The organism is Streptomyces nitrosporeus, assembly GCF_008704555.1.
In the GTDB taxonomy this organism is placed as follows: Bacteria; Actinomycetota; Actinomycetes; order Streptomycetales; family Streptomycetaceae; genus Streptomyces; species Streptomyces nitrosporeus.
In genome coordinates this window covers 5249282-5261659 of the sequence record NZ_CP023702.1, presented here as the reverse complement: position 1 = coordinate 5261659, position 12378 = coordinate 5249282, and the positions used below count along the sequence as shown (strand labels likewise).

The window sequence follows — 12378 nt, the reverse complement described above, 5'->3', positions numbered from 1 at the left end:
GATGTCGGACATGAGCGTCTTTACGGAATCACGATTGGATCACGGTGCGTACGCCAGGAGCGACGCTGCGGCCGTCCGCGCCAACCGGACGCCGATGACCGGTGACCTCCCCTTCTTGTCGGAGCGCAGTCCGTTCCCTTTCGGTTTCGATCTCCTCAGATGCGAACCGGGGCGGTTTCCCTCCCCCAGAATGACCGGGTGATCCTTCCCTCTCTGTCACCCAAGGCCGAGGCGCTCTCTTCGAGCGAGCCGCGGCCTGTGGACACCGATCCTGCCGCCGGGCAGGGCAGCGGCGCGCCCTCGAAGGAGGCCCCGCCCAGGCTCTACGCGCTCGACGCGCTGCGCGTGGTGGCCGCGCTCGCCGTCCTCGCCTTCCACTTCACCGGAATCGACAAGGCGACCGTCACCAACTGGGGCGTGAACCCCCGGGAGTTGTTCCCCTGGCTGTTCCCCTTCACCAAGTACGGTTCCTACGGGGTCCAGCTCTTCTTCATCATCAGCGGCTTCGTCATCTGCCTGTCCGCCTGGGGGCGTACTCCGGGGCAGTTCGTGCGCGCCCGGTTCCTCAGGCTGTTCCCCGCCTACTGGTTCTCGGTGGTCCTGGGCTTCGTCCTGTACCGGATGCTCCCGGACGGTTCACGCAAGGCACCCAGCGTCAGCGACGCCCTGACCAACCTGACCATGTTCCAGGTGCCGCTGAAGGCTCAGCACATGGTCGGCGCGTACTGGACCCTGTGGGTGGAGCTCTGCTTCTACCTGGTCTTCCTCGTCGTCCTGATGAAGCAGATCGACTTCCAGCGGGTGTACGTCTTCTGCTGGTCCTGGCTGATCCTCTCCCTGCTCCTCCAGGAGAGCACCACCGCGATACCGGTCCTCTCCACCCTGGCCCCCGCTCTGAACACCTCGTTGTTCGTCTCGGGGATCACGATGTACCTGATCTACCGCTTCGGTCCTGATCTCAAGCTGTGGCTGTTGCTCGGGACCAGCTGGCTGACGATGCAGAGCGATCTGGTGGAACACGCGGACCGGCTGCGGGACGAGCTGGACTTCGACCGGAGCCCGTATGTGGCTCTGGCCCTGGTCACCAGCTTCTACCTGGTGATCCTGGCCATCTCCCTGCACTGGTTCGACCGGCTCCAGTGGCGCTGGCTGGCGACCGCGGGGGCGCTCGTCTACCCGCTCTACCTGCTGCACGAGGAACTGGGCTGGGCGATGATCCGTGAGCTGTACGGACGTATGGGCGCGTGGCCAACGCTGCTCGTCACCGTGGGGACCCTGCTGGTGCTCTCCTGGCTGGTGCACCGGTACCTGGAACGGCCCGCGGTCCGCCTGCTGCGCGCACGGCTCTGATAGGCCCGGTGAACGGCCGGGGCCCCGTGTCCCGTCGGCGGGACACGGGGCCTCGGCCGTCGCGGGACCTCAGGCGCGGGCGTCGGCCCTGGAGCCCGAGGGCTGCGCCGCGATCCTGGGGCGGTCCGGCAGCAGGCGGCTGTAGATGCCGTCGAGGATCTCCGCCTGGGCCTCCCAGGTCCACTTCTCCAGCAGCCCCGGCTTGTCGTAGGCGGCCCGGTAGCGCTCGGGGTCGGCCAGTACCGCCTTCACGGCGCGTACGTAGTCGTCGGTGTCCTGGGCCCGGAACACCTCGCCCTGGCCGGTCGACCGGACCATCTCGGACATCGTGCGGATGTCGCTGACGATCTGCGGGAGCCTCGCCTGGGAGTACTCGAAGAACTTGTTGCTCAGCGCCAGTTCGTGGTTGGCGAGGTGGTGCAGAGGACTGACGGCCGCGTCGGCGGGTGCGACGAACTCGGCCACCTGCCAGTGCGGTACGAACGGCAGGAAGTGGACCCGGTCGCCGACGCCCAGCTTGTCGACCAGCTTGCGGATCGTGGCCGTCGCCGCGTAGGGCTTGCCCGGCGGTACCGAGACCATCGCGACGTGCACGTCGGGCAGCTGGGTGAGGCCCTCGACGATGGTCTCGACGCCCCGGACCGGGTTGATGCCGCCGACATAGGCGAGCAGCGGGGTGTTCGGGCCCACGCCGCACAGTTCCCGCAGGTCGGGGACGGGGCCGGCACCCGCCACCTCGTCCGGGCCGGGCGAGAGCACCGGGGCGTTCAGCACGACCGTGGGCAGCTGTGAGAGGCCGTGGCCCTTCTTGAGCAGCTCGGCCAGTGCCGGGGAGACGGTGATCACCGCGTCCGCGAAGACCGCGTGCTCCTTCTCCCACGCGACGTGTCCGGGCAGCCAGCGGCCGTGGCGCGGGGGCAGACCGGGTACGTACTCGTGGGCGTCCCAGACCAGCTTCACCGGCCGGCCCGCCGCACGGGCCCGGACGGCGGCGCGGGCTCCGACGCCCAGCATCTTGAAGTCGTGGGCGTGGATGAGATCGGGCTTGAGCTTGTCGATGTGCTTGGCGAACGCCAGCTCGAAGTCCCAGAGGTTGGGCGTGAGGCGGCGCCAGGAGCGCTGCTTCATCAGCCCTTGCCACAGTGCGGTCGTCGCGCGGTCCAGCCGGGCGTCCAGCATGGAACGGCGCTGCTGGAGGTCGGTGGTCTCCCGGGCACGGAGGGCGACCCACTTGCTGTACACCTTGGAGCTGACCCTCGGGACCAGCAGCCTGGCCTTGGAGCCGCCCGCGCTGCGGCCCGGGTGGCCCGCTCTGGCCGCCTTCACCGCGGCCTGCCGGAAGCTCAGGTCGGAGCGCCATGCCTTGACGGCCTGGACGCGGTAGCGCGCCACCTGCGGGGAGCGGTAGGCGAGCGGGCGCCGAAAGAGGGGACGGCGCATGTCGTGGCGCCGCGGGTTGAGGGGACCCGGCTTGGGGATCAGCCGCACTTCCGCGCTGCCGACCTTCCAGGAGTGCTTCTCACCGTCGGGCGAGACTCCGAAGAGCACGACGTCCCAGCCCGCGTCGGCCGCCGACCGTGCCGCCTTCTGCACTCTCGAGTCGCCCTTGACCCCGTTGTCGACGAGCATGACGACCCGCCCCCGGGGCTTGTTCTGCGTGGTGTTCTCGGGCTCCATGTACGCGCCTTTCCTGATAGCCGCCGTCACGGCCTTCTCCCCGCCGCAGACATACCGCAGCCAGCGAGCATACCGGCCCTCGACGGGCCTGCGGTGGTGGTGCCCCACAGGCCCCCACGTACCATCGGACCCGGCCCGGAGCGGGCTCGGCAGACACAAAGAAGAAGGACAACAGTGAAGGTTCTCAGCGTCGTCGGGGCCCGCCCCCAACTCGTGAAGCTCGCCCCCATCGCCGCAGCCTTCGCCGGCACCCCGCATCAGCACGTCATCGTGCACACCGGCCAGCACTACGACGCCGATCTGTCCGACGTGTTCTTCGACGGTCTCGGCATCCCTGCCCCCGACGTCCACCTCGGAGTGGGTTCGGGCAGTCACGGTGTGCAGACCGGAGCGGTGCTCGCCGCCATGGACAAGGTCCTGGAGGAGGAGCGGCCCGACTGGGTCCTCGTGTACGGCGACACCAACTCCACGGTGGCCGGCGCCCTGTCCGCGGTGAAGATGCACCTCCCCGTCGCGCATCTGGAGGCGGGCCTGCGGTCGTTCAACCGGCGGATGCCCGAGGAGCACAACCGCGTCCTCACCGACCACTGCGCCGATCTGCTGCTGGCTCCGACCGAGGAGGCCATGCGCCACCTGGCGAACGAGGGGCTCGCGGAGCGCTCACGGCTCGCCGGGGACGTGATGGTCGACATCTGCCTGCGTATCCGGGACGCGGTGGCCGCCGGGGAGCACCCCGCCCCGGCACTGCCCCCGGGCATCGACGCCGGCGCGCCGTTCCTGCTGGCCACTCTGCACCGGCCGGACAACACGGACGACCCCGAGCGCCTGTCGGCGATCCTGGCTTCGCTGGCCGGGCTGCCGGTGCCCGTCGCGCTGCTCGCGCACCCGCGTCTGGTCGCCCGCGCCAAGGAGCACGGCATCGAACTGGAGCAGGGCTCGGTCCACGTCGGCAGGCCCCTCCCGTACGCCGGCCTGATCGCCGCCGTCATGGCGTCGGCCGGCGTGGTGACCGACTCCGGGGGCCTGCAGAAGGAAACCTTCCTGCTCGGCCGGGCCTGCACCACCGTCCGCCCGGAGACGGAGTGGGTGGAGACCCTGGAGGGCGGCTGGAACGTCCTCGTACCGGACCCGCACCGGCTTCCCGCCGCCGAGTGGTCGGCACTGGCCACCCGCCCCGCCCCCCAGGCACCCCGCGGTACCCCGTACGGAGAGGGAACGGCCGCCGTACGGGTCGTGGAGCTGCTGGAGCAAGGGCTGCGCGGCTGAACGTGGAGCCGGACGGTACGGCCCGCGCACCGTCCGGCTCCCGGCCCCTTCTCCGGCCTCGCGCCGGTTCCGGGGCCGGGCGGGCTCCTCAGGAGTCGAGGAAGGACGCCAGAGCGGCGGCCGTCGCCGTCCCGTCGTGCTGCGTCCGTACGTACTCCACGGAGTCGATACCGATCCGGGCCGCCGCGTGACGGTCGTCCAGCAGGCGCTCCAGGGCCTCCCCGAGCCCGTCCGGTGCGACGTCGATGATCGGCGGATTGACGCCGGCCAGCTCGACGGACGCACTGTCGAGATACGCGATGACCGGCTTGCCCGCCGCCATGCTCTCGACGGCGAAGGTGCCGTACATCCCGACGGCGAACTGGTCGATGACGATGTCCGCCTCCTGCACCAGGCTGCGGATCCTGGACCAGGAGAGCTTCTCCGCCAGCTTGAGCTCGATCACCTTGCGCCGGTCGAGGTCCTCCAGCAGCGGCAGGACACGGTCCGTCCCCTTCGTCCAGCGGGCGGACGGGGCGTGCAGCACGACGGGGCGCTTGCGCTCCATGACCGGCTGGTCGCACGCCCAGGCGTCCACGTCCACGACCAGGGGCGCCCAGGTCGCCATGGGGAGGTCGACGAGCAGGTCGGGGGTGGTGACGAAGACCGGCAGACCGCTCTCCTCCGCGATGCGCCGGTTGCGCTCCGCCTCGGCCAGCAGCTTCTCTGCGTACCCCTCCGGGGCGTCGTGGAAGAGGGAGTACGGGTTGCGCTCCATGTGGCGCAGCGGGTGCCTGACCTCGCTCCCGTGCGCGAGAAGGGCCACCTTGATGCCCGCCTTCCGCAGTGCGGGGAGGTCGCCTTCGATGCTGTCGCCGTTGAGGCTGCCGAACACCGGCCGGAACGCGTCGGCGAGCAGGTGCGTGTAGCGCGGCAGCACGCGCTGGACCTGTTCCAGCTGGCCGTCGAGCTTCTTGAGCATCCGCCCGTCGACGTACACGTCCGCGGCGTAGTCCTGCGACGACCGTGAGGTGCGGTGCTTGACCACCTCCGCGGAGACGTCGGCGCGTTCCCGGCAGACGGCGCTGGCGAAGGCGGCCAGCTGGCCCGCGAAGTTGGCGGGACCGAGCCCCAGCCGGACCGGGGTCTGGCCGAGCGGTGTCCACTCCCCCATCAGGAGGGCCGGGGGCTCCGCCCGGTCGTCGGACGCGGGGCGCTCCTTCGCGTCCCACGGGGCGTCGGGCACGGGGCCCGGCGGCGTCTTTCCGGAGATCTCCGTGTAGAGCCGCATCAGCCCTTCGCACTGGTGCTCCCAGGAGAGCTCCGTCAGGACCTCGTCGCTGATGCGCTCCTTCATCGCGGCCCGGTTGGCCACCCCCCGGGTGACGGCCTCGACGAAGGACTCCGCGTCGCCGGACACGAACACCTCGCCGACGCCGTGCTCACGCACGTAGGCGCTGAGCGTCTGCACGTCGCTGGCGATGATCGGGAGGCCGGCGTGCAGGTACTCGGCGGTCTTGGTGGGCAGGGACAGCTCGTAGTTGATCGTCCGCTTCGAGCAGATGAGGCCCAGGTCGGCGGTGGAGAGGTAATCGGCCACCTCGTGCTGCGCGACGTAGGGCACCACGTGGATCCGGTCACGGACCTCCAGCTGCGTCGCCTGCTCCAGCAGCCTGGTCAGCTCGTCGCTCTTGAAACCGGCCACGACGGCGAGGTGGTAGTCGGGCAGCTGCGCGAGCCCTTCCACGGCGGTCCCCAGGCCGCGCTCGGACGCGATCCAGCCCGAGTAGACGAGCAGCGGGACGTCATCGCCCAGTCCGCACGCCTCACGGACCGACACCCGGCCCGCGTTCTCGCCGATCACACCGCGGATCGGGGTGTTGCGGACGACGAGCGGGGTCTTCGGCAGCTTGTGGTCGGACCGGATGATCTCCGCGATCTCCGGGGAGACCGTCACCACGGCGTCTGCCTTGCCGATGAACTCCCGCTCCACCGCCGGGAACGCGGAATCCATGACGGGCAGCCGCCACTCGACGCCCGCGACGTACTCGTGGGCGTCGTAGAGCCAGGCGCACTTGCGTCCGGCGGCCCTGAGCCGGGCCGCCGCCAGCGCCCCGGTGTTGATCATGGTGACGTCATTGGCATGGATGACGTCCGGCTTCAGCTCCTCGATCACCGGGCCGAAGGCCAGGTCGAGGTCGACCAGGCCGGGCCAGTCGTGCCGCCAGTCGCCGTTCGCCGCCTTGTTCCTCTCCCTGCTGCGGGCCTTCTGCCCCTCCTCCCAGCGGTAGGCACGCACCCTCAGCTGGTGCGCGCCGCGCCGGGCCTTGATCCACGCCTTGCGGCCCGCCGCCGGCACCCCCGCGACCGCGGAGTCGCCCATCCACCCGACGCGGGCGCTCTGCTCCCGCACCCACGCCTTGTGGGCGGCACGGAGCTGCTCCAGCCCCTTCTTGTCCTTGACCCCCCACTGGGTGATCTTGGCCCGGGGGCTTCCCGCCTTGGCGCTCGCGGCGACACGACGGGTGTAGTGGTTACCCACGGGGACCCGGATCACCTTGACCGGGCCGAACCAGGAGTGCTCCCGGTTCTTGCCGGTGCTGCGTCCCACGAGCGTGACGTCCCAGCCCGCCCGGGCCGCCGCGAGGGCCGTCTTCTGCACCCGGGAGTCGCCGGTGATTCCGTTGGCCACGATCACGGCAAGCCTCGGCCGCTCGGCCGCTTTGCCCCGGTTGGCGGACGTGCTCATCAAAGGATCCTTCGGTTCACGGAGGCCGGACGTGCCGGCGGAGAGGAGGATGTTGCGCCCGGCCCGGCGCCGGGCTCAGCCGCCGATGACGACGCGCCGTACGCCCGCCCAGTTCGCCGGGTCCGTCGTGCGGCGGCCGTCCACCAGGACGCGTACGTCCGGGAGGTCGGAGGCGGCCAGCTCGCGGTACTCGGCGTGGTCGGCCTGGAGGATCGCGGCGGTGACGGTCTGGCCCTGGTGCGGCACGAGGCCGTGGGCGGTCAGCTCGTCGGCCGTGTACATGGGATCGGAGACGAACGGCACCGCGCCCCGCGCCTTCAGCGCCTCGACGACGCCGAAGACCCCGGAGAACGCCGTCTCCTTGACTCCACCGCGGTAGGCGGCGCCCAGCACCAGCACGCCCACCCCGTCCAGGTCGCCGTAGGCGGCGGCCAGCAGGTCGACGGAGTACTCGGGCATCGCGGCGTTGGCCTCACGGGCCGAGCGCACGACGGTCGCCTCCGGGTCGTTCCACAGGTACATCCGGGGGTAGATCGGGATGCAGTGGCCGCCGACGGCGATGCCCGGCTGGTGGATGTGGCTGTAGGGCTGGCTGTTGCAGGCCTCGATGACCTTCTTGACGTCGATGTCGTTCTTGTCGGCGAACCGGGCGAACTGGTTGGCCAGGCCGATGTTGACGTCGCGGTAGGTGGTCTCCGCCAGCTTGGCCAGCTCGGACGCCTCCGCCGTGCCGAGGTCCCAGACGCCGTTCGGGCGCGGCAGGTCCGCACGCTCGTCGAAGTCCAGGACCGCCTCGTAGAACTCCACACCGCGCCGCGTGGAGTCCTCGTCGGTGCCGCCCACCAGCTTGGGGTAGCGGCGCAGGTCGGCGAAGACGCGGCCGGTCAGTACGCGCTCCGGGGAGAAGACGAGGTGGAAGTCACGGCCCGGGGTCAGGCCGGAGCCCTCGGCGAGCATCGGCGCCCAGCGGGTGCGGGTGGTGCCCACTGGCAGCGTGGTCTCGTAGCTGACGAGGGTGCCGGGCCGGAGGCCGGCGGCGATGTCCTTCGTCGCCGAGTCCATCCAGCCGAAGTCCGGGGTGCCCTCGGCGTCCACGAACAGCGGTACGACGACCACGACGGCGTCGGACGCGGCGACGGCGGCGGTGGTGTCGGTCGTCGCGGAGAGCAGGCCCGCGCCCACCGTCTCCTTGAGCCCGGCGTCCAGGCCGTGCTCGCCGGGGAACGGTTCGGTGGCCGCGTTGACGAGCTCCACGACCTTCTCGTTGACGTCCGCCCCGATGACCTTGTGGCCCTTCGCGGCGAACTGCACGGCGAGCGGAAGGCCGATCTTGCCGAGCGCGACTACACAGATGTTCATCGGGTTACTTCCTCTTCGACCTGGTCAGCTTCTGGAGCAGCTTGGCGCCCGCAGAAGGGTTCGTCCGCCACAGCGGTGCCGTGGTGATGACGACGCGCCCCTTGGAATTGACGTTGGCGGACGCCCGGTACGGGGTCTCCCGGCCCCAGCGCCTGGCCAGCGGCATCGCCAGCCCGTCGGCCCGCACCGGGATCTCGTACGTCGAGCCCGCGACGTCGACGTAGAGCCGGGCCCCGCGCCTGGCGTCGGCCGGCCGGATCGGGATACGGGCGGTCAGGAGGGTGGACCTGCCGTCGCCGGACGGTTCACGGGCCAGCTCCCCGGCGGGGCCGGGGCGGCCGGCGCCCCCAGGCAGCCGGCGGGCCCCGGGCTTGTCCGCCGACGCGGGCATCGCGCCGTTCACGAGCGCGACCACGGCCGAGGAGGTATCACCCACCAGACCGACCCGCAGGCCGAGGACGAGGACGAGTTCCTCGTCCTCCTGCTCCCACTCGGCCGACTCCAGCCGGGTGTACTTCGCCAGCCGGCCCGTCACGCCTTCGGCCAGCACCTCGTAGAAGTGGTCGGGAAGCCCGACGGCGTCGTCCCTGAACCCCGGGTAGAGCGCGAAGGCCCGCCCGTCCTCCAGGAGGAAGGGCGGGGCGCCGTTCTCGGACTCCTGCGTGATGGCGCGGGTGAGTTCGCCGACGGCGCCGGCGAGGGCCAGCCCGAAGCGCACCCGCCGCTTGACGCCGGTGATGCGGCGGAGCCCGTCCGTGAAGTACGCGTCCAGGAGTTCCGCGACGCCCTCGCACACCTGGCGGCGGGTCTCGAAGGGGAGAAGGGTGAAGTCCTTCTGCAGCAGTTTGGAGAGTTCCCACTCGAAGTGCCGCTTGAGGACGGCGTCGCGCTCCGGGCCCGCCCCGATGAGTGCGGCGGTGTGCTCCATGATCTTCGCCGTGCAGCGCAGCCGGGCGAGGTGGTCCGCCCGGTAGGTGATGTTGCTCGCGTCACCGCGCTTGACCGCGTAGTAGCAGGTGTAGTCACCCAGCACCGAGATCTTGCGGGCCCGGACGCAGGCCTCGACGGTGAACGGCTGGTCGCTGCCGACCGGCAGGTCCTCGGGGAAACGCAGGTGGTGCTCCTCCACCAGCGACCGCCGGAACAGCTTGGTGTTGGCCAGCGTGTACGGGAGCGCGGAGTCGTACAGGCTGATGTCCGGGTTTCCGGATTCGTACAGCTTCTGGTGGACGTAACGGCCGTTGGTCCCCACCATCTTGCCGACGACCACGTCGGACCCGCGTTCGTCCGCGAGCGCCACCATGCGCTCCAGCGCCTCGGTGCCCAGATGGTCGTCCGAACCGATGAAGTACACGTACCGGCCCGTGGCCGCTTCCAGGGCGCGGTTGCTCGGTGCCGCCGGGCCGCCCGAGTTCTCCTGGTGGATGACCTTGACGGTGTCCGGATACCGGGCCGCGAACCGGTCCAGCTCCTCGCCGCTCCCGTCGGTCGACCCGTCGTCCACGGCGACCACTTCGAGCCGGTCCACGCCGATGCTCTGCTCCACCAGTGAGTTCAGGCACTCGGTGAGGTACGGCATCGTGTTGTACACCGCCACGACGACGGTGACGTCGGGTGCGGTCAACTGGCCACGCCCCCGGGCGCGCTGTCACGCCCGCCGAGCCGTACGGCGCTGCCGGTCGACGCGGACTCCAGCACCGCCGCCGCCACCTCGACCGTCTGCAGTCCCTGCTGGAGGGTGCAGATGTCGGCCGGCTTCCCCAGCACCGCGTCGCGGAACAGTTCGTGCTCGACGAGCAGCGGTTCGCGCTTGGGGATGGCGTAGCGGATCATGTCGCCCTCGGAGACACCGCGGAACGCGCGCAGCGCCTCCCACTCGGTGGCCACGGCGGCGTTGGAGTGGAACGTCAGGTCGGCGGTGAGCGTGTCGGCGATGTAGCAGCCGCGGGCGCCGGTGACCGAGGTGAACCGCTCCTTGAGCGGGCTCAGCCAGTTGACCAGGTGGTTGACCATCGTGCCGTCGGAGAGCTGGCCCACCGCGGAGACCATGTCCTCGTGCGGGCGGCCGGACTTCGACACCGTGTGGGCCGCGATCGAGGTGTACGACTGCCCCGTGACCCAGCCCGTCAGGTCGATGTCGTGCGTGGCCAGGTCCTTGACCACGCCGACGTCGGCGATGCGGTGCGGGAAGGGGCCCTGACGGCGCGTCACCACCTGGTAGACGTCGCCGAGTTCGCCGGCCTCCAGCCGGGTGCGCAGTGAGCGCAGGGCAGGGTTGCAGCGTTCGATGTGGCCGACGCCGGCGACCAGGCCGCGCGTCTCGAAGGCCTCGACCAGACGGCGGGCGCCCTCGACGCTGTCGGCCAGCGGCTTCTCGATCAGCGCGCAGACCCCGGCCTCCGCGAGCTGGAGGCCGACCGGCTCGTGCAGGGCGGTCGGGCAGGCCACGACCGCGTAGTCGATGCCCAGGGCGAGGAGTTCCTCGACGGTGCCGAGGACGGGGGCACCCTGGGCGAAACCGTTCTTGTCGCCCATCGGGTCGACGACGCCGACCAGGGCGACCCCGTCGAGACCGGCGAGGATACGGGCGTGGTTGCGCCCCATCGAGCCCAGGCCGATGAGACCTGCCCTGAGTACGGCGGTCACAGGTTCTCCCCCAGCGCGTTCACGGCGTCGGCGATCCGGGCCAGGTCGCCCTCGGTGAGCGAGGGGTGCACGGGCAGGGAGACGACCTCGGCCGCCGCCCGCTCGGTCTCGGGCAGGTCCCAGTGGCGTCCGGCCTTCTGGTCCGGCTCCCAGTAGGGCTTGAGCCGGTGGATCGGCGTCGGGTAGTAGACGGCGTTGCCGATGCCCGCCTCGGTGAGCTTCGCCATCGCGGCGTCCCGGTCGCCCCGCACCCGGATCGTGTACTGGTGGTAGACGTGCCGGGCGCCCTCGGCGACCGGCGGGGTGGTGACGGCCGGAGCGGTGATGTGCGCGTCGAGGTACGCGGCGTTGGCGCGGCGCTGCTCGGTCCAGCCGCCGACCTTGCCCAGCTGTACGCGGCCGACGGCGGCGGCCACGTCCGTCATGCGCATGTTGGCGCCGACGATCTCGTTGGCGTACCGCTGCTCCATGCCCTGGTTCCGCAGGAGGCGCAGGGTCCGGGCGAGTTCGGGGTCGGCGGTGGTGACCATGCCGCCCTCCAGGGCGTGCATGTTCTTGGTCGGGTAGAAGCTGAACGTTCCGCCTTCGCCGAAGGCGCCGACCGGGGTGCCGTTCAGGGACGCGGCGTGCGCCTGGCAGGCGTCCTCGACGACCGCCAGCTTGTGCTTGCGTGCGATGGGCATGATCTTGTCCATCGCCGCCGGGTGGCCGTAGAGGTGCACCGGCATGACCGCGGCGGTGCGCGGGGTGACGGCGGCCTCGACGGCGGCCGGGTCCAGGCCGAAGCTGCCGGGCTCGATGTCGGCGAAGACGACGTCGGCTCCGACCAGGCGGACGGCGTTCGCGGAGGCCGCGAAGGAGAAGGAGGGGACGATCACCTCGTCGCCCGGACCGATACCGAGGGCGAGCAGCAGCAGGTGCAGGGCGGAGGTACCGGAGTTGACGGCGACGCAGTGGCGTCCCTCGACCAGACCGGAGAAACCTTCCTCGAACGCCGCGACCTCGGGCCCCTGGACCACACGTCCGCTGCGCAGGACGCGGACGGCGGCCTCGATCTCTTCCTCACCGATGACCGGACGCGCAGCAGGAATCGGCTGCTCGTTGATGCTCGTCATGGACGTCCTCCTTGAACACCGCAAGAGCTCTTCGCAGGCAGAGGCACGGGGCGCTGCGGGACGTCCTACGAGGCCGCGCTTAACCCCACCGGCACATGCCGACGCCCTACCGAGAATTTCTGGGCCCGGTCTGTCCTGAACCGGGTTGGTCACCTTCCGTGACGCTCCTACAGGAACTTCACAGTCAGCGACCGTCGTCAGATTATCAGGGATTTCTCCGGTGATTTCGGGCCCGTT

At 70.7% G+C, this 12378-nt stretch carries 8 protein-coding genes; 2 read left to right on the top strand and 6 right to left on the bottom strand.

Going from position 1 to position 12378, the window contains the following annotated elements:
- Positions 1-198 precede the first annotated feature (198 nt).
- Positions 199-1350 (top strand): acyltransferase family protein, encoded by a 1152-nt coding sequence (locus CP967_RS23215; protein ID WP_229888229.1) that lies wholly within the window; start codon positions 199-201, stop codon positions 1348-1350.
- A gap of 69 nt (positions 1351-1419) precedes the next feature.
- Here CP967_RS23215 and CP967_RS23210 read toward each other — a convergent pair whose 3' ends face one another.
- Positions 1420-3027 (bottom strand): glycosyltransferase family 4 protein, encoded by a 1608-nt coding sequence (locus CP967_RS23210; RefSeq protein WP_150489822.1) that lies wholly within the window; start codon positions 3025-3027, stop codon positions 1420-1422.
- Between the two features lie 174 nt (positions 3028-3201).
- Between CP967_RS23210 and wecB the strand changes: the two genes are divergently transcribed.
- Complete coding sequence (gene wecB / locus CP967_RS23205) at positions 3202-4293, top strand: non-hydrolyzing UDP-N-acetylglucosamine 2-epimerase (RefSeq protein WP_150489821.1); 1092 nt, start codon at positions 3202-3204, stop codon at positions 4291-4293.
- 88 nt (positions 4294-4381) lie between these two features.
- Here the strand turns inward: wecB and CP967_RS23200 are convergent, their stop codons facing one another.
- The 5 genes from CP967_RS23200 to CP967_RS23180 all read right to left on the bottom strand — a co-directional run bounded on the left by CP967_RS23200 (position 4382) and on the right by CP967_RS23180 (position 12141).
- Positions 4382-7021, bottom strand: a complete 2640-nt coding sequence (locus CP967_RS23200) for a glycosyltransferase family 4 protein (RefSeq protein ID WP_150489820.1) — start codon at positions 7019-7021, stop codon at positions 4382-4384.
- Between the two features lie 75 nt (positions 7022-7096).
- Positions 7097-8380: a nucleotide sugar dehydrogenase gene (locus CP967_RS23195; RefSeq protein ID WP_150489819.1), complete on the bottom strand. Its 1284-nt coding sequence runs from the start codon at positions 8378-8380 to the stop codon at positions 7097-7099.
- A gap of 4 nt (positions 8381-8384) precedes the next feature.
- A complete protein-coding gene (locus tag CP967_RS23190; RefSeq protein WP_150489818.1) occupies positions 8385-10004 on the bottom strand; it encodes a glycosyltransferase family 2 protein in 1620 nt (539 codons plus the stop codon).
- Positions 10001-11026 carry a Gfo/Idh/MocA family protein gene (locus tag CP967_RS23185; RefSeq protein WP_150489817.1) on the bottom strand — a complete coding sequence of 342 codons (1026 nt, stop codon included), beginning with the start codon at positions 11024-11026 and terminating at the stop codon, positions 10001-10003. Before CP967_RS23185 ends, CP967_RS23190 begins: the two co-directional genes overlap by 4 nt.
- Complete coding sequence (locus tag CP967_RS23180) at positions 11023-12141, bottom strand: DegT/DnrJ/EryC1/StrS family aminotransferase (RefSeq protein ID WP_150489816.1); 1119 nt, start codon at positions 12139-12141, stop codon at positions 11023-11025. Before CP967_RS23180 ends, CP967_RS23185 begins: the two co-directional genes overlap by 4 nt.
- Between the last annotated feature and the right edge of the window lie 237 nt (positions 12142-12378).